This is a genomic window from Thauera sp. 2A1, from assembly GCF_009469595.2.
In the GTDB taxonomy this organism is placed as follows: Bacteria; Pseudomonadota; Gammaproteobacteria; order Burkholderiales; family Rhodocyclaceae; genus Thauera.
The window spans coordinates 31,280-52,989 of record NZ_SSXV01000012.1 but is presented as its reverse complement, the minus strand read 5'-3'; the positions used below and the strand labels follow the sequence as shown (position 1 = coordinate 52,989).

Genomic DNA, 21,710 nt, shown 5'->3' with positions numbered 1-21,710 from the left:
CGATCAGGCCGCGCGCGCGTCTAGCGCGACGACGCGGGCGAGTTCCTGCAGCGAGGTCGTGCCCTCGAGCACGCGGCGCACGCCGTCCTGGGCGAGCGTCAGGAAACCGTTGCCGCGTGCCTGGGCGAGCATGGCCTGCGGGCTGGCGCGTCGCGCCACCAGGTCGTCGAGCGTCGCATCCATGCACAGCAGTTCCATGATCGCGATGCGGCCCCGATAGCCGCGGAAGCCGCAAGCCGCGCAGCCGACCGGATGGTGGATGATCGTGTCCGGCCCCGCGGCGGACAGGCCGAGGCGACGGCGCTCGCTGGCTTCGGCGACGTGTGGCTCGCGGCAATGCGGGCACAGGCGACGGACCAGGCGCTGGGCGAGGATGCCGATCAGGTTGCCCACCAGCAGTTCCGGCCGGATGCCGATGTCCATCAGCCGCGGAATCGCCGCCACGGCCGAGCCGGCATGCAGGGTCGCATACACCTGATGGCCGGTGAGCGCAGCGCGGATGGCCATCTCCGCGGTGTCGGCGTCGCGGATCTCGCCCACCAGGATGATGTCCGGGTCCTGCCGCAGCAGCGCCCGCACGCCGCCGGCAAAGTCGAGCCGGCTGGCGTCGCCGACCGCCGTCTGCCGCACCAGGGGCAGCGGGTACTCGACCGGATCCTCCAGGGTCATGATGTTCACCTCTTCGGTGTTGAGGTGGTTCAGCACCGAGTACAGCGTGGTGGTCTTGCCGCTGCCGGTGGGGCCGGTGACGAGGATCAGGCCTTCGGGCCGCGCCAGCATGCGCTGCAGCGCTGCGCGCTGGTCGTCGGCGAGGCCGAGCGCAGCCAGCGGCACGATGCCTTTCTGGCGGTCGAGGATGCGCAGCACGATGTTTTCGCCATGCAGCGTGGGCTGGGTGGCGATGCGCAGGTCGATCGGCCGCCCGCCCACCCCCAGGCCGATGCGGCCGTCCTGCGGGGCACGCGTCTCGGCGATGTCGAGCCCGGCCATGACCTTCAGCCGCACCGCCATCTCGGGCCAGCTCGCGCGGTGCAGCGCGCGCACCTGGTGCAGCAGACCGTCGATGCGGTAGCGCACGCGCAGGAAGCCGGCCTCCGGTTCGAAATGCACGTCCGAGGCGCCCTGCGCGACGGCATCGGCGATGAGCGCATCGACCAGCCTCACCACCGGTTGCAGGCCCAGGGCGGAGCTGCGAAAACGCTCGGCAGGCGTGCCGCCGGGGGCGCCGTCCATCTCGCGCAGGATGTCGTCGATCGAGCTTGCGCGGCCGTAGTGCTGGTCGATGGCCTGTACCAGCTCGGACTCACCGGCCACGCGCAGGTCGAGGCAGATGTCGGCGGCGAGATGGCTGCGCAGGCGGTCGAGGGCGACGATGTCGTCAGCGTCGGCGAGCGCCACCGTCAGCCGTCGCTCGCCACTGTCGAAGTGCAGCGGCAGCAGGCGGTGGCGGCGGGCGATCTCGTGCGGCAGCAGCGCCAGCGCCTCGGCTGCCGGCAGCGTGGCGGCGAGGTCGACGCAGGGCCGGCCGACGCGTGCGGCGAGCACGTCGCGCAGCGCTGATTCCTGTACGAAGCCGAGCTCGACCAGCAGGCGGCCCAGGGGGCGATGGTGGTGGCGCTGCTCGTGCAAGGCGATGCGCAACTGGTCGCTGCCAATGAGCCCGGCGGCGCACAGTTGTTCCCCGATCCGCCCGCCGGCGGCGGGCGAGGCGACCTGCACATCCGGTGCTGCCGAGTCGAAGCGCGGCTCGGCTGCGGCGGGCGTGTCGGCCGGGAGGAAGGCGAGGGGAGGCAGATGCGGAATGTTCATGTCAGCCGAGGCCTGCGGGTCAGGGAACGTGGATGGTGGTGGCAGGCGCCGCTGGCAGTTGCGGCCGCAGCGGCGCCAGGGGGAAGTTGCGCTCGCCGGGCGCGGGGTTGGCGGCGAGAAAATCACCGCCCGGCAGGCGCTTGCGGTAGGCGGCGTAATCGCCGCGGGTGCTGGGGTCCTCGATCAGCAGCGGGCGCAGGAAGATCAGCAGCTCGGTGCGTCGCACCGCGTTCTCACGGCGGGTGACGGCTTCGCCCAGCAGCGGCAGGTCACCCAGCAGCGGGATGCGTCCGCCGTCGTAGTCGATCTTGTCCTCCATCAATCCGCCGAGCACGCCGATCTCGCCGCTGCGCAGACGCAGCACGGACTCGATCTCGCGCGTGCGGATCTGCGGCACGCGGTTGGGAATGCTGCCCAGCGACGGGTTCGGGTCGTCGCGGAAACCCGAGATGCCCGAGATCGTCGGTCGCACGTTGAGCGTGATGTCGCCGTTCGCGCTCACCTGCGGGGTGACCGACATCACCATGCCGACCGACACGGATTGCGGCGTCGTCGTGGCGGTGGTCTTTTCGCGCTTGCTGTCGTCGTACTGGGTGGTCGAGGCATCGACGAGGAAATAGACGACTTCCTCGACCACCTTGAGCATCGCGGTCTGGTTGTTGAGCACCGACAGCCTCGGGCTGGACAGCACCTTGACCGTGCCGAAGGTCTCGAGCAGCTCGAGGCGCACATCGAGCTGGCCGGACAGGTAGCTCAGCGTCGGTATGCCGCCCCCGGCGTCGTTGCTGCCGCGCGGTCGCACGCTCCAGCCCGGCGCGCCGAGGCGGGTCCAGTCGATGCCCTGGCGATAGCCGTCGGCGAGGGTCACTTCTACGATGGTGGCCTCGATCATCACCTGCCGGCGCGAGGCCACCTGCACCTGGTCGAGGTAGGCGCGGATGTTGTCGTGCTGGTGACCGCTGGCGCGTACCATCAGCACGCCGGTTTCGCGGTTTACGAGCAGCCGGCGATCGTCGGCCGCATCGCCGCGCCGGCCGCCGCCGTCCTCGTCGAGGATGGCGCGGATGTCGGAAGCCACCGATTCCCAGAACTGGTTCACCGAGCGCGTCTCGATCTGGGTGACGGAGGCATTGCCCCCGCTGTTGCCTCCACTGCTTGCCTGTCGCGTCGTCGCCGAGCCGCTGGTGGCGATCTGCGTGCTGGTGGCGACGGTGCCGCTCATCGTGCGGGTGAGGTTGACGTAGTCGAGCTGGTAGCTGCGCAGGAAAGGCGTGTCGGGCCGGACGCTGACCTGGCGGCCGTCCACTTCGATGCGCAGGCGGGCCTGGCGTGCGATCCGTGCCAGCAGGTCGGGCAGGGCCTGGTTCACCGCATTCAGCGTGACATTGCCGGCCAGGCCCTGATGCAGGTCGATGTCCAGATTGGCATCACGGGCGATGGCGAACAGCAACTGCTCCACCGGCACGTTGCGTACCGTCACCGAATACGTTGGCGCTGGTGGCGTGGCCTGGAGTGAGGATGGCAGCGAAGCTTGAGGCGGGGCTGGGAGTGGCGGCGTCAGCCCGGGCACGGTCGCACGCCCGTTGTCGAGTGACTGCGACGGCGGGACCGTGGCGGGCGCTGCCAGATGACCTGCATGCGGCACCGAGACCGGTGCCTGCGCGCAGCCCGCGAGCAGGGCGGCGGCGAGCGGCAGGGCGGGGCGGAAAGCTGCCATGGAGGGTGCGGACTAGGAAATGGTTTTTGCATAAAATGCCGCGATCGGCAGCGAGAGGATATGCTATTTTCATTTTCATGCAACTGTAATTTGATCGGGAGCGTCGCGCGGCGCGTTGCCGCGGTGCAACACTGTCCCGGGATCGCATCTGTCGTCTGCTAAACTGCCGGGTTCGGAATTGGTTGAAATTTTCTCGTGTCGATTTCTCTGGTCGATCCTTCTCCTGTCGTCTCGCTGCGCGACGCGCGCTTCGCCTATGGCGAGCGTGAGGTGCTGCGCGGCATCGACCTGACCGTGCATCGCGGCCAGGTGGTGGCCATCATGGGCGGCAGCGGCTGCGGCAAGACCACCTTGCTGCGGCTGATCGGCGGGCAGTTGCGGGCGAGTTCCGGTGCGGTCGAGGTCGAAGGGCGCGAGCTGGCGCACATGCCGCGGCGAGAGCTCTACGCGCTGCGCCGGCGCATGGGCATGCTGTTCCAGTTCGGGGCGCTGTTTACCGACATGACGGTGTTCGACAACGTCGCCTTCCCGCTGCGCGAGCACACCGACCTGCCGCCGGGGATGATTCGTGACCTGGTGATGATGAAGTTGCAGGCGGTCGGCCTGCGCGGCGCCCATGCGCTGAAGCCGGCGGAGCTCTCCGGCGGCATGGCGCGCCGCGTGGCGCTGGCGCGCGCAGTGGCGCTCGATCCGATGCTGATCATGTACGACGAGCCCTTCGCCGGCCTCGATCCGATCTCGCTCGGCATCGTCGGCCAGTTGATCCGCCGCCTCAACGACGCGCTCGGTGCCAGCTCGATCATGGTCACGCACGACGTGCATGAGTCCCTGCTGATCGTCGATTACATCTATTTCGTGTCGGAAGGGCGCATCGTCGCGCAGGGGACGCCGGACGAGATCCGCGCCTCGAGCGACCCCTTCGTGCATCAGTTCGTGCATGCCGAGGCGGACGGGCCGGTGGCCTTCCACTATCCGGCGCCGCCGATCGACAGCCTGCTGCAGGAGGTGCGCCCATGAAGGGGGGGCTCGGCATGCTGCGGCGCGTCGGCGCGATGACCGTCGACGGCATCTGGCGCCTCGGCTTCGCGATGCGCTTCTTCGCTGCGGTGCTGATGTACTCCGGTCAGTCGCTGCGCCGGCTGCACCTGACCGTGCGCGAGATCTATTTCAGCGGCGTGCTGTCGCTGCTGATCATTATCGTCTCGGGACTGTTCGTCGGTCTGGTGCTCGGCTTGCAAGGCTATGAAACATTGCAGCGTTACGGTTCGTCGGAGGCGCTGGGCGTCCTGGTGGCGCTGTCGCTGACGCGCGAACTGGGACCGGTGGTTGCCGGCCTGCTGTTCGCCAGCCGTGCGGGTTCGGCGGTTACCGCCGAAATCGGCTTGATGAAGGCCACCGAGCAGTTGAAGGCGATGGACATGATGGCGGTCAATCCCATCGCCCGCGTGGTCGCGCCGCGCTTCTGGGGCGGCGTGATCTCCATGCCGCTGCTGGCCGCGCTGTTCTCGGCGATGGGCGTGTTCGGCGGCTGGCTGATCGGCGTCGTGGTGATCGGCGTAGACGACGGCGCGTTCTGGTCGCAGATGCAGGCGGCGGTGGATTTTCGCTACGACGTGATGAACGGCGTGATCAAGTCGGTGGTCTTCGGGATTGCCGTGTCGCTGATCGCAGTGTTCGAAGGCTACGATTGCAGCCCGACCGCCGAGGGCGTTTCCCGTGCCATCACGCGTACCGTGGTGACGTCGGCGCTGGCCATTCTGGCGCTGGATTTCGTGCTCACCTCTTTCATGTTCCGGGGTCAATGATGAGTCGTGCCACGCTAGACCTTTGGGTCGGCTTCTTTGTCGCGCTGGGCTGTGCCGCGCTGATCTTTCTGGCGATGAAAGTCGGCAATTTTTCCGGCTTGAACAGCGTGCCCACCTATGTCGTCGAGGCGCCGTTCGACAACATCGGCGGCCTCAAGGTGCGCGCGCCGGTGAAGAGTGCGGGCGTCGTCGTCGGTCGTGTCGCCGGCATCCGCTTCGATGCGCAGCGCTACCGTGCCGTGGTGCGGCTCGAGCTCGAGCGCCAGTACCCGTTTCCGCGCGATACCATTGCCACGATCCTGACCTCGGGCCTGCTCGGCGAGCAATATGTCGGCCTCGAAGCCGGCGGCGACGTCGAGATGCTGAGCAACGGCGAGACCGTGGCGATGACGCAGTCGGCCGTCGTGCTCGAGAAGCTGATCAGCCAGTTCATGTTCAACCGTGCCGCGGAAACGCCGGCGCCAGCGTCGAAGTAAGACCGCTCAGGTCGTCGCGGGAGATTCGTCCATGAAGAACAACACGCTTGCCGTTCCGGGCCGCTCCAGCCTTGGTCGTCGTCTGCTGCCGCTGCTGGCATCCACGCTGTTGCTGGGCGCATGCGCCAGCACGCCGCGCAATCCTGACGATCCGCTCGAGGGATACAACCGGGCGATGTTCAGCTTCAACGAGCAGGTCGACAAGGTCGTGCTGAAGCCGGTGGCCGAGGTCTACGACGCGGTCCTTCCCACGCCGGTGCACACGGCGATCGGCAACGTGTTCGGCAACCTGGGGGATCCCTGGATCGCGTTGAACAACCTGCTGCAGGGCAAGGTCGCCGACGGTCTCAGCGACATGATGCGCTTCATGGTCAATTCGACCTTCGGCCTGCTTGGCCTGCTCGATGTCGCCACCGAAGCCGGCCTGCCCAAGCACGACGAGGATCTGGGCCAGACCCTGGGTCGCTGGGGCGTGGGCGAAGGCGCGTATTTCGTCCTGCCCATCTTCGGTCCGCGCACGATCCGCGACGCCGCCGCCTTCCCGGCGGACATGGCGGCCAATGCCGCATGGAATTCGAGCCACATCCCGACGCGTAACACGGTCACCGCGGTGCGCGTCACGCACGAGCGCTGGCGCGCGCTCGGCACCGAGAAGACGCTGGAAGAAGGCACGATCGACAAGTACGCCTACGTGCGCGACTTCTATCTTGAACAACGCCGTTACAAGGTTTTCGACGGTGCGCCGCCGCGGGTGTACGAAGATTTCAACGGCGCCTCGGCTGCGCCGCTCGGCAGCGGCGTCGATACGGCAGCCAGCCGGGCGGTCGAGAATCTTGAACTCCTGGGCAGTGGCGGGGCGAAGCTGGCCTTGCGCAGCCCTGCCGACGAATCGAAATGAACATGCTCAACGCCATGAAACGCCTTCTTGCCTTCTTCTGTACCTGTCTTGCCCTGATTGCCCCGGCCGCGATGGCGGCCGACGTGATCGCACCCGATGTGCTGGTGCGCGACGTCACCAACGAGGTGCTGGCCATCGTGCGCGCCGACAAGGCGATCCAGGCGGGCGACACGCACCGCGTGATCCAGCTCGTTGACGCGAAGGTGCTGCCGCACTTCGACTTTCGCCGCATGACCATGCTCGCGGTGGGCCGCGACTGGCGCGACGCGACGCCGGCGCAGCAGGCCAGGCTCACCGAAGCCTTTCGCACCCTGCTGGTGCGCACCTATTCGAACGCCCTCACCCAGTACCGCGATCAGGTGATCGACTTCAAGCCGAACCGCATCGCCGACACCGACACCCGCGTGCAGATCCGCACCGAAGTGCGCCAGGCGGGGGCCCAGCCGATCGGCATCGACTACATGCTGGAGAAGTCGGACAAGGGCTGGAAGGTGTTCGACGTCGTCGTCGCCGGTGTCAGCCTGGTGACGAACTACCGCAGCAGCTTCTCGCAGGAGGTGCGCAGCGGTGGCATCGACGGCCTGATCCGTTCGATCGAGGACAAGAACCGGTCGCTGGAGTCGGAGCAGGCGCGCAAATGAACGCTGGCGTGGGTGAAGTGCTGCGGCTGGAAGGCGCGCTGACCATGCTGACAGCCCCTGCCATGCTCGAAGTCGGACGGCGGCGTGCGGCCGAAGCCGACCTGGTGGTCGATTTCTCCGCCGTCACCGAGGCCGATTCGGCGGCGCTGGCGCTGCTGCTCGACTGGTTGCGGACCGCGCGTGCCGCCGGCCATGGCGTCAGCTTGCGCGCGCTGCCGGCCGGGCTGGCGAGCCTGGCTGCGCTGTATGACGTCGACACCCTGTTGTCGCTTTCCGGAGCGAGCGCTCAATGAGTATCCCGGCGATACGCATCCGGCAGGTCACCAAGAATTACGGCGCGCTGAAGGCGCTCGGCGGTGTCGATCTCGAGATCGCACAGGGCGAGTTCTTCGGCCTGCTCGGCCCCAACGGTGCGGGCAAGACCACGCTGATCTCCTCGCTTGCCGGCATCGTGCGGCCCGATGGCGGCACGCTCGAGGTGATGGGGCACGACGTCGTCACCGACTACCGCAATGCACGGCGCAACCTGGGTGTGGTGCCGCAGGAACTGGTGTTCGACCCCTTCTTTTCGGTGCGCGAGCTGCTGCGCATCCAGTCGGGCTATTTCGGCATCCGCAGCAACGACGACTGGATCGACGAGATCCTCGCCAGCCTCGATCTCACCGGCAAGGCCAACGCCAACATGCGTGCGCTGTCGGGCGGCATGAAGCGGCGCGTGCTGGTGGCGCAGGCGCTGGTGCACCGGCCGCCGGTGATCGTGCTCGATGAGCCGACCGCCGGCGTGGACGTCGAGCTGCGCCAGGGCTTGTGGCATTTCATCCGCAAGCTCAACCGCGATGGCCACACGATCGTGCTGACCACGCATTACCTGGAAGAAGCCGAAACGCTGTGCGGTCGTATCGCCATGTTGAAGGGCGGTCGCGTCGTCGCGCTCGACACCACCGGCAACCTGCTGCGGCGCTTCGCCAAGCACAGCCTGCGCGTGCGGCTGCAGCGCCCCGAGACTGCCCTCGCGCTCGGCGGCGTGGTGGACGAGGACGGAGGCTGGGCGGAGTTCGCGTTCGACAATTACCAGGACGTCGAACCGGTGCTCGCACGGCTGCGCGAGGCTGACGCCGGCCTGGTCGAGATGCAACTGGGCGAGCCGGACCTCGAGCGCGTCTTCGTGGAGGTGATGAATCGTGCTTGATTCGCAAGCCCGTGCGCAGTCGGCGCCGCGCATCGAGCCGATGCCGGTGGATTCGCCGTTCACCGGCTTTCGCACCCTGTTGTACAAGGAAGTGCTGCGCTTCTGGAAAGTCGCCTTCCAGACGGTGGCGGCGCCGGTGCTCAACGCAGTGCTGTACCTGCTGATCTTCTCCCATGTGCTGGACCGCCACGTCACTGTGTATGGTGATGTCGCCTACACCGCCTTCCTGGTCCCCGGCCTGGTGATGATGTCGGTGCTGCAGAACGCCTTTGCCAACAGTTCGTCTTCGCTGATCCAGAGCAAGATCACCGGCAACATCATCTTCGTGCTGCTGCCGCCGCTGTCCTACCGCGAGTTCTACGCGGCCTACGTGATCGCATCGACGCTGCGCGGGCTTTTCGTCGGCCTGGGCGTGCTGCTGGTGTCGCTGCCCTTCGTCGACCTGCCGATCGCCAACCCGCTGTGGGTGCTGGCCTTCGCCCTGATGGGCGGCGTCATCCTCGGCTCGTTCGGCGTCATCGCCGGCATCTGGGCAGACAAGTTCGATCAGCTTGCGGCGTTCCAGAACTTCCTGATCATGCCGCTGACGATGCTGTCGGGCGTGTTCTACTCCATCCATTCACTGCCGCCGATCTGGCAGAACGTGTCGCACTTCAACCCGTTCTTCTTCATGATCGATGGTTTCCGCTATGGCTTCTTCGGCCAGTCCGACACTTCGCCCTGGCTGTCGCTGGGCGTGGTCGGAGCCTGCTTCGTGCTGCTCGCCGCGCTGACCCTGGCCATGCTCGGCCGCGGCTACAAGCTGCGTTCGTAAAGGAATTCGTCATGTATCAAGCAAGCGAGATCAAGCGTCTCATCGAGCAGGGCATGTCCTGCGATTTCGTCGCCATCGAGGGCGACGACGGCGTGCATTTCACCGGCATCGTCGTCAGCAAGGCCTTCGAGGGCAAGCCTCGTGTGCGTCAGCACCAGGCGGTGTACGCTACCCTGGGCGCCCTCATGGGCAACGAGATCCATGCCCTGCAGTTGCAGACCTTCACGCCCGCGCAGTGGGAAACGGGTCGCGGCGAACTGGGAATGTGAGCGCCGCATGGACAAACTCCTGATCGAAGGCGGTGCCCGCCTGTCTGGCGAGATCGCCATTTCCGGTGCCAAGAACGCCGCGCTGCCCATCCTGTGCGCCGCCCTGCTGACGCGCGAGCCGGTGACCTTCACCAACGTGCCGCAGTTGAACGACATCGGCACGCTGCTCAAGCTGCTGGCGCAGATGGGCGTCAAGGTCGTGCGCGATGGCGACGTCGTGACGCTGGACGCGGGCGAGCTGAACAATCCGGTCGCGCCCTATGAGATGGTCAAGACCATGCGCGCCTCCATCCTCGTGCTCGGCCCGCTGGTGGCGCGCTGCGGCGAGGCGAAGGTGTCCCTGCCGGGTGGCTGCGCGATTGGCGCGCGGCCGGTTGACCAGCACATCAAGGGCCTGCAGGCGATGGGTGCCGACGTGCGGGTCGAGCACGGCTATGTGCACGCCGCCGTGCCGCGCCTGAAGGGCGCGCGCCTGTTCACCGACATGGTGACGGTGACCGGCACCGAGAACCTGATGATGGCCGCCTGCCTGGCCGATGGCGAGACGGTGATCGAGAACGCCGCGCGCGAGCCCGAGGTGGTCGACCTGGCGAACTGCCTGGTGTCGATGGGGGCGCAGATCTCCGGCGCCGGGACCGATGTGATGCGCATCCGCGGCGTGGAGCGGCTGCATGGCGCGACGCACCGCATCATGCCCGATCGCATCGAGACCGGCACCTACCTGTGCGCCGCGGCGGCCACCGGTGGGGAGCTGCGGCTGACGGGTACGGCGACGAGCTATCTGGATGCAGTCGTCGACAAGCTCATGGATGCGGGCTGCGAGGTGGTGTCCGAGCGCGATGCGATCCGCCTCAAGGCGCCCGCGCGCCTCAATGCGGTGAGCCTGCGCACCGCGCCCTATCCGGCCTTCCCGACCGACATGCAGGCGCAGTTCATGGCCATCAACTGCGTGGCCAACGGCGTGGCGATGATCCGCGAGACGATCTTCGAGAACCGCTTCATGCACGCGGTCGAACTGCAGCGCCTGGGAGCGGACATCCGCATCGACGGCAACACCGCGATGGTCCAGGGGGTCGCCAAGCTGGAAGGCGCCACGGTGATGGCGACCGACCTGCGCGCTTCGGCCAGCTTGGTCGTGGCGGGCCTGGTTGCACAGGGCGAGACGGTGATCGAGCGCATCTATCACCTCGATCGCGGCTATGAGCGGCTGGAGGAAAAGCTCGTCGCGCTCGGCGCGAAGGTGCGCCGTCTGCGCTGATCCGGCCTCGAAGCACGCGGGCTGGCGCCCGCCTTCAGAGCTCGAAGCGCCCGTTCGCTTCCGGCTGCCACGTCACTGCCAGCACCTGCAGCCGGATCGCGTTGCCGTCCGGCGTCTTCCAGTCGATGATCTGGCCGGCCGACAGGCCCAGCAGCGCGCTGCCTGCGGGCGAAAAGATCGAGACGCGGCCTTCCTCGGCGCGCGCATCCTTGGGATAGGCGAGCGTCAGCTCATATTCGCGGCTGGTGTTCTGTTCCAGGAAGCGGGCGCGGCTGTTCATCGTGATGACGTCCGGCGGCATGTCCGCCGGTTCGCGCACGTCGGCGCGCTCGAGCTCGTCGCGCAGGCCGTCGAGATCGCTGCGGCTGCGGAAGGCGGGAAGGGAAAGCAGTCCCTCGAGGCGCTCGAGGTCGGTTGACGAGACGATGATCGACGGTTTCATGGGGTACTCCGGCTTCCGCGCGTGTTCGCGCGCGCGTGACACAAAAAAAGAAATGGCTGAACCGCCGCGGGGCGGTCCAGCCAACCGGTCGCGAGGCTAACAGAAGCGCCGCCGGGTTACAATGGCGGCCCGATCGATCAAGGCGTTCCACGTGTCCAGCATCACCCTCGCCCTGTCCAAGGGCCGCATCTTCGAAGAGACGCTGCCGCTGCTGGCGGCCGCGGGCATCGTGCCCACCGATAACCCCGAGTCCTCGCGCAAGCTCATCATCGGCACCAACCGGCCGGATGTGCGCCTCGTCATCGTGCGCGCCACCGACACGCCGACCTATGTGCAGTATGGCGCGGCCGACCTCGGCATCGCCGGCAAGGACGTGCTGATCGAACATGGCGGCGCGGGCCTGTACCAGCCGCTGGACCTGAACATCGCGCGCTGCCGGCTGTGCGTGGCGGTGCGCAAGGGCTTCGACTACGCGTCGGCGACGCGCCCGGGTGGTCGCATTCGTGTGGCGACCAAGTACATCAACGCCGCCAAGGCGCACTTCGCCGGCAAGGGCATGCATGTCGACCTGATCAAGCTGTACGGCTCGATGGAGCTGGCGCCGCTGGTGGGGCTCGCCGATGCGATCGTGGACCTGGTGTCCACCGGCAGCACGCTGCGGGCCAACAATCTCGAGGAAGTCGAGGACATCATGCCGATCAGTTCGCGCCTGATCGTCAATCAGGCTTCGCTGAAGCTCAAGCGCGAGCTGCTGCAGCCGGTGCTGGACGCCTTTGCCGGCGCGGTGCAACCCTGAGGAAGTCTCCATGAGCCAGACGCCGATCCACCGACTCGACGCCCGCGATGCCGAATTCCTGACCACGCTCGATGCGCTGCTCGCCTTCGAAGCCGAGGCCGACGAACGCATCGACACGGCGGTCACCGAGATCCTGCGTGCGGTGCGCACCACCGGCGATGCCGCCGTGGTCGAATACACGCGCCGTTTCGATGGGCTGGACGTCCATTCGATGGCGGCGCTGGAGCTGCCGAAATCCGAGCTGCATGCTGCGCTCGATAGTCTGAGCGTGGCGCAGCGCGAGGCGCTGCGCATCGCCGCCGACCGCGTGCGTGTCTATCACGAGCGGCAGAAGGGCGAATCCTGGGAATACGCCGAGGCCGACGGCACCCGCCTCGGCCAGAAGGTGACGCCGCTCGACCGTGTCGGCCTGTACGTGCCGGGTGGGCGCGCGTCCTATCCGAGCTCGGTGCTGATGAATGCGATCCCGGCCAAGGTCGCGGGCGTCGGCGAGCTGATCATGGTGGTGCCCACGCCGCGCGGCGAGAAGAACGCGCTGGTGCTGGCGGCCGCGGCGATCACCGGCGTCGATCGCGTATTCACGATCGGCGGCGCGCAGGCGGTGGCGGCGCTGGCCTATGGCACCCAGACCGTCCCGCAGGTGGACAAGATCGTCGGCCCGGGCAACGCTTTCGTCGCCGAGGCCAAGCGCCGCGTGTTCGGCACCGTGGGCATCGACATGGTGGCCGGGCCGTCCGAGGTGCTGATCATCTCCGACGGCAGCGGCCATGCGGACTGGGTGGCGATGGATCTGTTCGCGCAGGCCGAGCACGACGAACTGGCGCAGTCGATCCTGTTGTGCACGGATCCGGGCTTCATCGACGCGGTGCACGCGGCGATCGATCGCCTGCTGCCGGCCATGCCGCGCCGCGACACGATCTCGAAGTCGCTGGCCAACCGCGGCGCGCTGATTCGCGTCGACAGTCTGGAGCAGGCCTGCGCGATCGCCAACCGCATCGCGCCCGAACACCTCGAGCTGTCGCTGGAAAACGCCGAAGCCTGGATAGACCACATCCGTCATGCCGGGGCGATCTTCGTCGGCCACTGGGCGGTGGAGGCGCTGGGCGATTACTGCGCTGGCCCCAATCACGTGCTGCCGACGATGCGCAGCGCGCGCTTCTCGTCGCCGCTGGGCACCTACGATTTCCAGAAGCGCACCAGCATCGTCAATATTTCCGAGGCCGGGGCGCAGCATCTGGGCAAGGTGGCGTCGATCCTTGCGCATGGCGAGGGCCTGCAGGCGCATGCGCGCTCCGCAGAAATGCGGCTGAAGGTCTAAGTCCGGAGAAAAGATCCGGCGATCGGCTAGTCGGAAGTGGTCGGGGTATTCATGGCGCCGGCGAGGACCGTCCGAGCGACCGAAGGGAGCGAGTTCCGCAGCCGGCAGAATGAATACCCCGAGCGCTTCCGACGGATTCGTGCCACGGTCGCGAGCCCGCGCCGACGAATCGTGCGGAACAGCCCCTTCTGCATGCCTAACCCGCCCGAGCGGCTCGGAGCATCCCTTCTGCAGGCTGCGGAACTCGCCCTTCGGGCTCAGACAGTCCTCGCCTGCGCCAGGGATGCTCCGAGCCGCTCGGGCTAGGCTTGTCGCCTGTTCAGCGGCCGAGAATCTCTCTTAGCGCATCCACCAGAACCTTGCACTGCTCGTCCGTCCCCACTGTGATGCGCAGGAACTGGTCGATGCGTGGCGCCTTGAAGTGGCGCACGATGATCGCGCGCTTGCGCAATTCTGCGGCGAGCTCGGCGCCGTCGTGCTGCGGATGGCGCGCGAAGATGAAGTTGGCGGCCGAAGGCAGGACGTCGAAGCCCAGTACGGCCAACTGCGCAACCAGCGCTTCGCGAGTGGCGATCACCTTGCGGCAGCTTTCCTGGAAATGCGCTTCATCCTCGACTGACGCGACCGCGCCCGCGATCGCGAGGCGGTCCAGCGGATAGGAGTTGAAGCTGTTCTTCACCCGCTCGAGCGCCTCGATCAGCGATGCGTGCCCGGCCGCGAAGCCCACGCGCAGGCCGGCGAGCGAGCGGCTCTTCGAGAACGTGTGCACGACGAGCAGGTTCGGGTAGCGGTCGACCAGCCCGATCGCGCTGTCGCCGCCGAAATCCACATAGGCTTCGTCGATCAGCACCACCGCGTCCGGGTTTGAGGCGACGATGCGCTCGACGTCGGCCAGCGCCATCAGCCGGCCGGTGGGCGCGTTCGGATTCGGGAAGATGATCGCGCCCGGGTGGTCGTCACCCTGCGGCAGGTAGTCTTCCACGCGGATCGAGTAGTCGTCGGCCAGCGGGATCGTACGGTGGTCGACGCCATACAGGCCGCAATAGACCGGATAGAAGCTGTAGGTGATGTCGGGGAACCACAGCGGCCGCTCATGCTTGAGCAGCGCCACAAAGGCGTGGGCCAGGACTTCGTCGGAGCCGTTGCCGACGAAGATCTGGTTTGGCTGCAGGCCGTGACGCTTCGCCAGCGCCGCCTTCAGCGCATCGCAGTTCGGATCGGGGTACAGGCGCAGCGCATCGCTGGTGGCCGCGCGGATCGCTTCCAGCGCCCTGGGCGACGGACCGTAGGGGTGCTCGTTGGTGTTGAGCTTGACGAGATTGTCCAGCTTGGGCTGCTCGCCCGGCACATAGGGGGTCAGGCCGTGGACCACGGCGCTCCAGTAGCGGCTCATGCGGATGTCTGCAAGTGATGGCGTTCGGGCGGTCGGCGGACCTCATGCAACGCGGCAGCGTTTGCCGGGTCCAAGCGAAAAGCTGTGCATTGCAGCCTGTTCGTCGGGCGATGTTATCATGGTCCGAACCCACCCTTCCGAAGCCAGTTCCAGCCATGCGGCACGCCGAAGTCACTCGCAATACCCTCGAAACCCGCATCTCGGTGCGCATCGATCTCGATGGCGCCGGCAAGGGCACGCTCGCCACCGGCGTCCCCTTCCTCGATCACATGCTCGACCAGATCGTGCGCCATGGCCTGATCGATCTCGACGTGCGCTGCGAGGGCGATACCCACATCGACGACCATCACACCGTCGAGGACGTCGGCATCACCATCGGCCAGGCTTTCGCCCAGGCGCTGGGCGACAAGAAAGGGGTGCGCCGCTACGGCCACGCCTACGTGCCGCTGGACGAGGCGCTCTCGAGGGTGGTGGTGGATTTCTCGGGACGCCCCGGGCTGCACTATTTCGTGAATTACACGCGTGCGCGCATCGGCAACTTCGATGTGGACCTGGTGCGCGAGTTCTTCCAGGGCTTCGTCAATCACGCCGGCGTCACGCTTCACATCGACAACCTGCGTGGCGACAACGCGCACCACCAGTGTGAGACGGTGTTCAAGGCCTTTGCCCGTGCGCTGCGCATGGCCGCCGAGCGCGACGAGCGCGCGGCCGGAGTCATCCCGTCCACCAAAGGGGCGCTCTGAGCGGCCCCGACGGTTTTCCCGCAACGATCCCTTCGTTACCCCTCAGCGAGTTTTCCCGATGACCTCAGTGGCCATCATCGATTACGGCATGGGCAACCTGCGTTCGGTCGCCAAGGCGATCGAGTACGTTGCGCCTGGCCACGATGTGTTCGTGACTTCCGATCCTGCCCGCGTCGCCGCGGCGGCGAAGGTGGTGTTCCCGGGGCAGGGCGCGATGCCCGACTGCATGCGCGAGCTCGACCTTCGCGGGCTGCGGCCGGCGGTGCTCGAGGCGGCGGCGAGCAAGCCCTTCCTGGGGATCTGCATCGGCGAGCAGATGCTGTTCCAGCACAGCGCCGAGGGCGACGTGCCGGGCCTGGGCATCCTGCAGGGTGACGTGATCCGCTTTCCCGATGCGCGCATGGTGGCGGCCGACGGCGCGCGGCTGAAGGTGCCGCACATGGGCTGGAACGAGGTGTGGCAAAGCCGGCCGCATGCGCTGTGGGAAGGGATTCCCGACGGCGAGCGCTTCTACTTCGTGCACAGCTACTTCGTGCAGCCGGCCGACGCGGCGGAGGTGGCCGCGCAAACCGACTATGGCGTGCGCTTTACCAGTGCGGTAGCGCGGGCTAATATCTTCGCGGTCCAGTTTCACCCCGAGAAGAGCGCTGCAGCCGGCCTCCGCCTGCTCGCGAATTTCGTCCAGTGGGCACCCTGATTCATGCCTGCCCGCACTCCCTTCCAGCTCAAGAAATCTGACCCGGTATGTTGCTGATCCCCGCCATCGACCTCAAGGACGGTCATTGTGTACGCCTGAAGCAGGGCGAAATGGACGCCGCCACGGTGTTTTCCGAAGACCCCGGCGCAATGGCGCGGCACTGGCTCGATGCCGGCGCGCGTCGGCTGCACCTGGTCGACCTGAATGGCGCCTTCGCCGGCAAGCCAAAGAACGGCGCCGCGATCCGCGCGATCACCGACGTGGTCGGCGAAGACATTCCGGTGCAGCTCGGCGGGGGCATCCGTGACCTTGACACCATCGAGCACTACCTCGACAACGGCATCAGTTACGTCATCATCGGCACCGCCGCGGTGAAGAACCCGGGCTTCCTGCACGACGCCTGCGGCGCCTTCCCCGGCCACATCATCGTCGGCCTGGATGCCAAGGACGGCAAGGTGGCGGTGGATGGCTGGTCCAAGCTCACCGGGCACGATGTGGTCGATCTGGCGAAGAAGTTCGAGGACTACGGTGTCGATTCGGTGATCTACACCGACATCGGTCGCGACGGCATGCTCTCCGGCGTCAATATCGAGGCCACCGTGCGCCTGGCGCGTGCGCTACGCATCCCGGTCATCGCCAGCGGTGGCATCACCGACCTGCGCGACATCGACGCGCTGTGCGCGGTCGAGGACGAAGGCATCATGGGCGCCATCACCGGCCGCGCGATCTACGAAGGCACGCTGGATTTTGCCGCTGCGCAGGCGCGGGCCGACGAACTGAGCGGCGTCACCGAATGAAAACTCCTGCTGGGCGCCGCTGATGCTCGCCAAACGCATCATTCCCTGCCTGGACGTCAATGCCGGGCGCGTCGTGAAGGGTGTCAATTTCGTCGAGCTGCGCGATGCCGGCGATCCGGTGGAGATCGCGCGCCGCTACGACGAGCAGGGCGCCGACGAGATCACCTTCCTCGACATCACGGCCAGTTCCGACGCGCGCGACATCATCCTGCACGTGGTCGAGCAGGTGGCCGAGCAGGTCTTCATCCCGCTGACCGTCGGCGGTGGCGTGCGCAGCGTGGACGACGTGCGCCGCCTGCTCAACGCCGGCGCGGACAAGGTCAGCATGAACACGGCGGCGGTGAACAATCCGCAGCTCGTGCATGACGCGGCGAGCAAGGTCGGCAGCCAATGCATCGTCGTCGCCGTCGATGCGAAGCAGACCGCGCCGGGCAAGTGGCAGGTCTTCACCCACGGTGGCCGCAACAACACCGGGCTGGACGCGATCGAGTGGGCGCGCAGGGTGGAATCCCTGGGCGCGGGCGAGATCCTGCTCACCAGCATGGACCGCGACGGCACCAAGATCGGCTTCGATCTCGGCCTCACGCGCGCGGTCGCCGACGCGGTCGGCATCCCCGTCATTGCCAGCGGCGGCGTGGGCACGCTGGAGCACCTCGCCGATGGCGTGACCGAAGGCCGGGCCGACGCGGTGCTGGCGGCGAGCATCTTCCATTTCGGACAACACACCGTGCGCGAGGCCAAGGAGCTGATGCACGCGCGCGGCATCGAGGTACGGCTGTGAGCGTCAGCACGAAGTGGCTTAACGAGGTCAAGTGGGACGCGCAGGGCCTGGTGCCGGTGATCGCCCAGGAAGCGTCGTCCGGCGACGTGCTGATGTTCGCCTGGATGAATCGCGAGGCGCTGCAGCGCACCGCCGAGACCGGTGAAGCGATCTACTGGTCACGTTCGCGGCGCAAACTGTGGCACAAGGGTGAGGAATCCGGTCACGTACAGAAGGTGCTCGACATCCGCATCGATTGCGACAACGACGTGGTGCTGCTGAAGATCGAGCAGGTGGGGGGCATCGCCTGCCATACCGGGCGGCACAGTTGCTTCTTCCAGAAGTATTTCGCCGATGGCCGCTGGGAGGCCGTCGAACCGGTTTTGAAAGACCCGCAGGATATCTACAAATGATCGACATCGAAGTGCTGCACCGCGTATCCGCCACGCTTGCCGAGCGCAAGAAGGCCGACCCCGACTCCTCCTATGTCTCCAGCCTGTACGCCAAGGGCACCGACGCGATCTGCAAGAAGGTCGCTGAGGAAGCGGCCGAGACCATCATGGCGGCCAAGGATCGTGACATGCTGCACCTGGTGTGGGAAGTCACCGACCTGTGGTTCCACTCCATGGTCCTGCTCGCCCATCACGGCCTGTCGGTCGACGACGTGCTGGCGGAATTCCGCCGCCGCGAGGGTGTTTCGGGCATCGACGAGAAGAAGTCGCGCACGGCCGCCTGAGGATGCAGACGATGAGCGATTGCCTGTTCTGCCGTATCGTGCGCGGTGAGATCCCGGCGCGGAAAGTCTACGAGGACGATCACGTGCTGGCGTTCCACGACATCCGGCCTGTTGCGCCGGTGCACGTGCTGGTGATCCCCAAGGAACACGTCGACTCGATGGCGCAACTCGAGGACCGGCACGAAGCGGCGATGGGCCGCCTGATGGTCGCCGCCGCGCGGATTGCGCAGGATCAAGGCTGTACGGATGGTTTCCGCACTATTGTCAACACCGGAAGGGTCGGTTTGCAGGAGGTGTATCATCTCCACCTGCACATTCTGGGCGGCGCAGATCCGCTGCCGCCCATGTTGAAGCGCTAAGGAGAGCGGTGTATGGGTTCATTCAGCATCTGGCACTGGCTGATCGTGCTGGTCATCGTCATGCTGGTGTTCGGGACGAAGAAGCTGCGCAATATCGGATCAGATCTCGGTGGCGCGGTGAAGGGCTTCAAGGAAGGCATGCGCGAGGGTGATGCCGCTGCGGGTTCGACGCAGCAGAAGATCTCCGGCGACGGCCAGACCATCGAGGGCGAGGCGCGCGAAAAGGTCGACAAGACCTCCTGAGCGCCACGTCCGACACATCGAGGGGCGCCCGGTAGCGAGCGCCCCTTCGTTTTCGCGTCTGCCCTGGCAGGCGCGGGTTCGGAAACAACATGTTCGATTTCGGCTTTTCGGAACTCGTCGTCATCGGCATTGTGATGCTGATCGTCGTCGGCCCTGAGCGCCTGCCCAAGGTGGCGCGCACGGCAGGTCACCTTCTCGGGCGGCTGCAGCGTTACGTATCGGACGTGAAGTCCGACATCCAGCGCGAGATGCAGCTCGAGGAGCTGAAGAAACTCCAGGAGCAGGTCAGGCAGCAGGCGCAGACGATCGAAAATTCGGTGCGTGCCCAGGTGGCCAGTGTCGAGGGCGAAGTGAGTCGCGCCGGCGAGGAATTGCGCGCACTGGAGGCCGCAGCCACGGGTGCGGCTACTGCCCCGGGCGCGGTGCCGGCCGAGGGCGCAGCGGCGCCTGCCAGCGCCCAGCTCGAGTTGGGGCTGCCGTCGTCGCAGCCGTCGCCGTCATCCAATACCCCGAATCAGGCGGACAAGGCATGACCGACCAGCAGGAAAGCTTCATTGCCCATCTCATGGAGCTGCGCGATCGCCTGCTTCGCGCGCTCATTGCGGTGGGGGTCGTCTTCGTCTGCCTGATGCCTTGGGCGGGCGACATCTACGACATCCTCGCCAAGCCGATGATGGCGACCTTGCCTACCGGAACGCACATGATCGCGACCGGCGTGGTGACCCCTTTCTTCGTGCCGGTGAAAGTCACGATGATGGTTGCCTTCGTGCTCGCGCTGCCTGTGGTGCTGTATCAGGCCTGGGCCTTCATCGCGCCCGGCCTTTACGCCCATGAGCGCCGGCTGGCGGTGCCGCTGGTGATCGGCAGCAGCGCACTCTTCGTGCTGGGCATGGCGTTCTGCTACTTCTTTGTATTCGGCACGGTGTTCAAGTTCATCGCCGAGTTCGCGCCCAAGAGCATCGTCCCGGCGCCTGACATCGAGCAGTACCTTTCCTTCGTGATGTCCATGTTCATCGCCTTCGGCATCACCTTCGAAGTGCCGGTGATCGTGATCCTGCTGGTCAAGACCGGTCTTGTCGAGGTGGCCAAGCTGAAGGAGGTCCGGCCTTACGTGATCGTCGGTGCCTTCGTGGTCGCCGCCATCGTCACACCGCCGGACGTCGTCTCGCAGTGCATGCTGGCCGTGCCGATGTGCCTGCTCTACGAGCTGGGCATCCTGCTTGCGAGAATGGTGTCTCGCCCAGTGGCGAGCGGGGACGGCAATGCGCTCGTGGTCGCGGATGCGGACACGGGCTCTGTGGATCGGCAATAACGTTCATCGAGCCGCCGTCGCCGGCGTCGGACGGCGGCCGATCTCGACCTCGAGATCGACTGCTTCTGCGCCGCGTCGTACCTTGAAGTGCTCCTTCCGTCCCGGCTGGAGTGCAGCAACGAGATCCAGCATGGCCCTGGGGTCAGCGATCGACTGGTCACCGATGGCCACCAGCACGTCGCCCGGGCGGATGCCGGCGCGGTCGGCCGGACTGTTGCGCAGCACCCCGGCAATCAGCGCACCCTTCGCGTCCCGCAGGCCGAAGGATTCGGCCAGTTCGGGCGTGATGTCCTGAATCTCGACGCCGACCCAGCCGCGGGTCACCTCGCCGCGGGCGACGATCTGCTCCAGCACGTTGCGCGCAATCGACACCGGGATGGCGAAGCCGATGCCGAGCGAGCCGCCCGAGCGGGAGTAGATCGCGGTGTTGAGACCCACCAGACGCCCGGCGCTGTCGACCAGCGCGCCGCCCGAATTGCCCGGGTTGATGGCCGCATCGGTCTGGATGTAGTTCTCGAAGGTATTGATGCCGAGCTGGCTGCGGCCGAGCGCCGAGACGATGCCCATCGTCACCGTCTGCCCCACGCCGAACGGATTGCCGATGGCAAGCACCACATCGCCCACGTGCAGCGTCGTCTCATCGGCAAAGGTGATGGCCGGCAATTCCGATTCGCTGGAGATCTTGAGGATCGCCAGGTCGGACTCCGGGTCGCGGCCGACGAGGCGGGCGCTGAACTTGCGCCCGTCGTTGAGCGCCACTTCCATCGCGTCGGCGGCCTCGACGACATGGTTGTTGGTCAGGATGTAGCCGTCGGCGCTCACGATTACCCCGGAGCCGAGGCCGGAGGCGCGCTGGCCCGGGTCGCCGTCGAAGCGGTCGCCGAAGAAGTGGCGGAAGATGGGGTCGTCCATCAGCGGATGACGGCCGCTGCCGCCTGCCTTGCTGGTGAAGATGTGCACTACTGCCGGCAGCGAGCGCTGGGCAGCACCAGCGTAGGAGCTGACCGCCTGCACAGGGGCGGTCGTGCCAGCGCCGGACGGATCTTCACGCACGGCCACCACCGTGCCGGTGGGAGCGTCGCGCAGCCACTCCGGTTTCAGGGTATTGAGGACGAACAGGACCGCGACGCTGATGGTCACAGCCTGCGCGAAGGTGAGCCACAGACGGCGCATAATGGCGGGCGATTGGAGAAAGTCTCTGGCATCGCGCACATGCGCGGCGCCGCGTGCAAGAACGG

General features: G+C 66.7%; 27 protein-coding genes. 22 read left to right on the top strand and 5 right to left on the bottom strand.

Annotated elements, in window-relative coordinates:
- Positions 1 to 3: 3 nt before the first annotated feature.
- Positions 4 to 1,809, bottom strand: coding sequence for a GspE/PulE family protein (locus tag GH664_RS12515; RefSeq protein ID WP_153168413.1), 1,806 nt, complete (start codon positions 1,807 to 1,809; stop codon positions 4 to 6).
- A gap of 19 nt (positions 1,810 to 1,828) precedes the next feature.
- On the bottom strand, positions 1,829 to 3,526 hold the full coding sequence (locus GH664_RS12510; RefSeq protein WP_153168412.1) for a pilus (MSHA type) biogenesis protein MshL: 1,698 nt from the start codon (positions 3,524 to 3,526) through the stop codon (positions 1,829 to 1,831).
- A 195-nt stretch (positions 3,527 to 3,721) separates the two neighbouring features.
- On the opposite strand from GH664_RS12510, the gene GH664_RS12505 reads away from it, so the two are divergent.
- From GH664_RS12505 to murA, 10 genes are read left to right on the top strand one after another with little or no spacing between them, the layout of a single operon-like run.
- The gene (locus tag GH664_RS12505; protein WP_153168411.1) at positions 3,722 to 4,543 is read left to right on the top strand and encodes an ABC transporter ATP-binding protein; all 822 of its coding nucleotides are present in this window, start codon (positions 3,722 to 3,724) and stop codon (positions 4,541 to 4,543) included.
- Complete coding sequence (gene mlaE, locus GH664_RS12500) at positions 4,540 to 5,331, top strand: lipid asymmetry maintenance ABC transporter permease subunit MlaE (protein ID WP_153168410.1); 792 nt, start codon at positions 4,540 to 4,542, stop codon at positions 5,329 to 5,331. The genes GH664_RS12505 and mlaE overlap by 4 nt, the downstream gene beginning before the upstream one ends.
- A complete protein-coding gene (mlaD, locus tag GH664_RS12495; protein ID WP_153168488.1) occupies positions 5,331 to 5,807 on the top strand; it encodes an outer membrane lipid asymmetry maintenance protein MlaD in 477 nt (158 codons plus the stop codon). The genes mlaE and mlaD overlap by 1 nt, the downstream gene beginning before the upstream one ends.
- Positions 5,808 to 5,838: 31 nt before the next feature.
- Positions 5,839 to 6,705 carry a VacJ family lipoprotein gene (locus GH664_RS12490; protein ID WP_153168409.1) on the top strand — a complete coding sequence of 289 codons (867 nt, stop codon included), beginning with the start codon at positions 5,839 to 5,841 and terminating at the stop codon, positions 6,703 to 6,705.
- Positions 6,706 to 6,719: 14 nt separating this feature from the next.
- The gene (locus GH664_RS12485; protein WP_153168487.1) at positions 6,720 to 7,346 is read left to right on the top strand and encodes a phospholipid-binding protein MlaC; all 627 of its coding nucleotides are present in this window, start codon (positions 6,720 to 6,722) and stop codon (positions 7,344 to 7,346) included.
- On the top strand, positions 7,343 to 7,639 hold the full coding sequence (locus GH664_RS12480; RefSeq protein WP_153168408.1) for a lipid asymmetry maintenance protein MlaB: 297 nt from the start codon (positions 7,343 to 7,345) through the stop codon (positions 7,637 to 7,639). The genes GH664_RS12485 and GH664_RS12480 overlap by 4 nt, the downstream gene beginning before the upstream one ends.
- A complete protein-coding gene (locus tag GH664_RS12475) occupies positions 7,636 to 8,535 on the top strand; it encodes an ABC transporter ATP-binding protein (protein ID WP_153168407.1) in 900 nt (299 codons plus the stop codon). The genes GH664_RS12480 and GH664_RS12475 overlap by 4 nt, the downstream gene beginning before the upstream one ends.
- A gap of 40 nt (positions 8,536 to 8,575) precedes the next feature.
- Positions 8,576 to 9,349, top strand: a complete 774-nt coding sequence (locus GH664_RS12470; RefSeq protein ID WP_194270400.1) for an ABC transporter permease — start codon at positions 8,576 to 8,578, stop codon at positions 9,347 to 9,349.
- An 11-nt stretch (positions 9,350 to 9,360) separates the two neighbouring features.
- A complete protein-coding gene (locus GH664_RS12465; protein WP_153168405.1) occupies positions 9,361 to 9,618 on the top strand; it encodes a BolA family protein in 258 nt (85 codons plus the stop codon).
- Between the two features lie 7 nt (positions 9,619 to 9,625).
- Positions 9,626 to 10,876: a UDP-N-acetylglucosamine 1-carboxyvinyltransferase gene (gene murA, locus GH664_RS12460; protein WP_153168404.1), complete on the top strand. Its 1,251-nt coding sequence runs from the start codon at positions 9,626 to 9,628 to the stop codon at positions 10,874 to 10,876.
- 34 nt (positions 10,877 to 10,910) lie between these two features.
- Here murA and rnk read toward each other — a convergent pair whose 3' ends face one another.
- The gene (gene rnk / locus GH664_RS12455; protein WP_153168403.1) at positions 10,911 to 11,318 is read right to left on the bottom strand and encodes a nucleoside diphosphate kinase regulator; all 408 of its coding nucleotides are present in this window, start codon (positions 11,316 to 11,318) and stop codon (positions 10,911 to 10,913) included.
- A 151-nt stretch (positions 11,319 to 11,469) separates the two neighbouring features.
- On the opposite strand from rnk, the gene hisG reads away from it, so the two are divergent.
- Together hisG and hisD are read left to right on the top strand one after the other, a co-directional pair.
- Complete coding sequence (hisG, locus tag GH664_RS12450; protein ID WP_153168402.1) at positions 11,470 to 12,114, top strand: ATP phosphoribosyltransferase; 645 nt, start codon at positions 11,470 to 11,472, stop codon at positions 12,112 to 12,114.
- Between the two features lie 10 nt (positions 12,115 to 12,124).
- Positions 12,125 to 13,432, top strand: a complete 1,308-nt coding sequence (gene hisD / locus GH664_RS12445) for a histidinol dehydrogenase (RefSeq protein WP_153168401.1) — start codon at positions 12,125 to 12,127, stop codon at positions 13,430 to 13,432.
- Between the two features lie 319 nt (positions 13,433 to 13,751).
- Here hisD and hisC read toward each other — a convergent pair whose 3' ends face one another.
- A complete protein-coding gene (gene hisC, locus GH664_RS12440; protein WP_153168400.1) occupies positions 13,752 to 14,825 on the bottom strand; it encodes a histidinol-phosphate transaminase in 1,074 nt (357 codons plus the stop codon).
- A 155-nt stretch (positions 14,826 to 14,980) separates the two neighbouring features.
- Here hisC and hisB point away from each other — a divergent pair, with 155 nt between their 5' ends.
- From hisB to tatC, 10 genes are all read left to right on the top strand, one after another.
- Complete coding sequence (hisB, locus tag GH664_RS12435) at positions 14,981 to 15,568, top strand: imidazoleglycerol-phosphate dehydratase HisB (protein ID WP_153168399.1); 588 nt, start codon at positions 14,981 to 14,983, stop codon at positions 15,566 to 15,568.
- A gap of 58 nt (positions 15,569 to 15,626) precedes the next feature.
- A complete protein-coding gene (hisH, locus tag GH664_RS12430; RefSeq protein WP_153168398.1) occupies positions 15,627 to 16,265 on the top strand; it encodes an imidazole glycerol phosphate synthase subunit HisH in 639 nt (212 codons plus the stop codon).
- A gap of 47 nt (positions 16,266 to 16,312) precedes the next feature.
- Positions 16,313 to 17,062, top strand: coding sequence for a 1-(5-phosphoribosyl)-5-[(5-phosphoribosylamino)methylideneamino]imidazole-4-carboxamide isomerase (hisA, locus tag GH664_RS12425; RefSeq protein WP_153168397.1), 750 nt, complete (start codon positions 16,313 to 16,315; stop codon positions 17,060 to 17,062).
- Positions 17,063 to 17,081: 19 nt separating this feature from the next.
- Positions 17,082 to 17,843: an imidazole glycerol phosphate synthase subunit HisF gene (gene hisF / locus GH664_RS12420; RefSeq protein WP_368857355.1), complete on the top strand. Its 762-nt coding sequence runs from the start codon at positions 17,082 to 17,084 to the stop codon at positions 17,841 to 17,843.
- Complete coding sequence (hisI, locus tag GH664_RS12415) at positions 17,840 to 18,235, top strand: phosphoribosyl-AMP cyclohydrolase (protein ID WP_153168395.1); 396 nt, start codon at positions 17,840 to 17,842, stop codon at positions 18,233 to 18,235. The genes hisF and hisI overlap by 4 nt, the downstream gene beginning before the upstream one ends.
- Positions 18,232 to 18,558 (top strand): phosphoribosyl-ATP diphosphatase, encoded by a 327-nt coding sequence (locus GH664_RS12410; RefSeq protein ID WP_153168394.1) that lies wholly within the window; start codon positions 18,232 to 18,234, stop codon positions 18,556 to 18,558. Before hisI ends, GH664_RS12410 begins: the two co-directional genes overlap by 4 nt.
- An 11-nt stretch (positions 18,559 to 18,569) precedes the next feature.
- Entirely contained in the window at positions 18,570 to 18,917 is a 348-nt protein-coding gene (locus GH664_RS12405) for a histidine triad nucleotide-binding protein (protein WP_153168393.1), read from the top strand.
- A gap of 12 nt (positions 18,918 to 18,929) precedes the next feature.
- Positions 18,930 to 19,160, top strand: coding sequence for a Sec-independent protein translocase subunit TatA (gene tatA, locus GH664_RS12400; protein WP_153168392.1), 231 nt, complete (start codon positions 18,930 to 18,932; stop codon positions 19,158 to 19,160).
- Positions 19,161 to 19,249: 89 nt separating this feature from the next.
- Entirely contained in the window at positions 19,250 to 19,693 is a 444-nt protein-coding gene (gene tatB, locus GH664_RS12395) for a Sec-independent protein translocase protein TatB (RefSeq protein WP_153168391.1), read from the top strand.
- Positions 19,690 to 20,472 carry a twin-arginine translocase subunit TatC gene (gene tatC / locus GH664_RS12390; protein ID WP_153168390.1) on the top strand — a complete coding sequence of 261 codons (783 nt, stop codon included), beginning with the start codon at positions 19,690 to 19,692 and terminating at the stop codon, positions 20,470 to 20,472. The genes tatB and tatC overlap by 4 nt, the downstream gene beginning before the upstream one ends.
- A gap of 3 nt (positions 20,473 to 20,475) precedes the next feature.
- Here tatC and GH664_RS12385 read toward each other — a convergent pair whose 3' ends face one another.
- A complete protein-coding gene (locus GH664_RS12385) occupies positions 20,476 to 21,645 on the bottom strand; it encodes a Do family serine endopeptidase (RefSeq protein WP_153168389.1) in 1,170 nt (389 codons plus the stop codon).
- Positions 21,646 to 21,710 lie beyond the last annotated feature (65 nt).

Bases quoted from the DNA above. Each gene is read 5' to 3' on its own strand.
- hisD (WP_153168401.1), top strand. From the start codon at position 12,125: ATGAGCCAGACGCCGATCCACCGACTCGACGCCCGCGATGCCGAATTC.
- mlaD (WP_153168488.1), top strand. From the start codon at position 5,331: ATGAGTCGTGCCACGCTAGACCTTTGGGTCGGCTTCTTTGTCGCGCTG.
- GH664_RS12465 (WP_153168405.1), top strand. From the start codon at position 9,361: ATGTATCAAGCAAGCGAGATCAAGCGTCTCATCGAGCAGGGCATGTCC.
- hisB (WP_153168399.1), top strand. From the start codon at position 14,981: ATGCGGCACGCCGAAGTCACTCGCAATACCCTCGAAACCCGCATCTCG.
- GH664_RS12510 (WP_153168412.1), bottom strand. From the start codon at position 3,526: ATGGCAGCTTTCCGCCCCGCCCTGCCGCTCGCCGCCGCCCTGCTCGCG.
- GH664_RS12385 (WP_153168389.1), bottom strand. From the start codon at position 21,645: ATGCGCCGTCTGTGGCTCACCTTCGCGCAGGCTGTGACCATCAGCGTC.
- GH664_RS12515 (WP_153168413.1), bottom strand. From the start codon at position 1,809: ATGAACATTCCGCATCTGCCTCCCCTCGCCTTCCTCCCGGCCGACACG.
- GH664_RS12475 (WP_153168407.1), top strand. From the start codon at position 7,636: ATGAGTATCCCGGCGATACGCATCCGGCAGGTCACCAAGAATTACGGC.
- hisA (WP_153168397.1), top strand. From the start codon at position 16,313: ATGTTGCTGATCCCCGCCATCGACCTCAAGGACGGTCATTGTGTACGC.
- tatA (WP_153168392.1), top strand. From the start codon at position 18,930: ATGGGTTCATTCAGCATCTGGCACTGGCTGATCGTGCTGGTCATCGTC.
- GH664_RS12490 (WP_153168409.1), top strand. From the start codon at position 5,839: ATGAAGAACAACACGCTTGCCGTTCCGGGCCGCTCCAGCCTTGGTCGT.
- GH664_RS12485 (WP_153168487.1), top strand. From the start codon at position 6,720: ATGAAACGCCTTCTTGCCTTCTTCTGTACCTGTCTTGCCCTGATTGCC.
- GH664_RS12480 (WP_153168408.1), top strand. From the start codon at position 7,343: ATGAACGCTGGCGTGGGTGAAGTGCTGCGGCTGGAAGGCGCGCTGACC.
- GH664_RS12405 (WP_153168393.1), top strand. From the start codon at position 18,570: ATGAGCGATTGCCTGTTCTGCCGTATCGTGCGCGGTGAGATCCCGGCG.
- GH664_RS12470 (WP_194270400.1), top strand. From the start codon at position 8,576: ATGCCGGTGGATTCGCCGTTCACCGGCTTTCGCACCCTGTTGTACAAG.
- murA (WP_153168404.1), top strand. From the start codon at position 9,626: ATGGACAAACTCCTGATCGAAGGCGGTGCCCGCCTGTCTGGCGAGATC.
- hisC (WP_153168400.1), bottom strand. From the start codon at position 14,825: ATGAGCCGCTACTGGAGCGCCGTGGTCCACGGCCTGACCCCCTATGTG.
- tatC (WP_153168390.1), top strand. From the start codon at position 19,690: ATGACCGACCAGCAGGAAAGCTTCATTGCCCATCTCATGGAGCTGCGC.
- GH664_RS12410 (WP_153168394.1), top strand. From the start codon at position 18,232: ATGATCGACATCGAAGTGCTGCACCGCGTATCCGCCACGCTTGCCGAG.
- hisH (WP_153168398.1), top strand. From the start codon at position 15,627: ATGACCTCAGTGGCCATCATCGATTACGGCATGGGCAACCTGCGTTCG.
- tatB (WP_153168391.1), top strand. From the start codon at position 19,250: ATGTTCGATTTCGGCTTTTCGGAACTCGTCGTCATCGGCATTGTGATG.
- mlaE (WP_153168410.1), top strand. From the start codon at position 4,540: ATGAAGGGGGGGCTCGGCATGCTGCGGCGCGTCGGCGCGATGACCGTC.
- rnk (WP_153168403.1), bottom strand. From the start codon at position 11,318: ATGAAACCGTCGATCATCGTCTCGTCAACCGACCTCGAGCGCCTCGAG.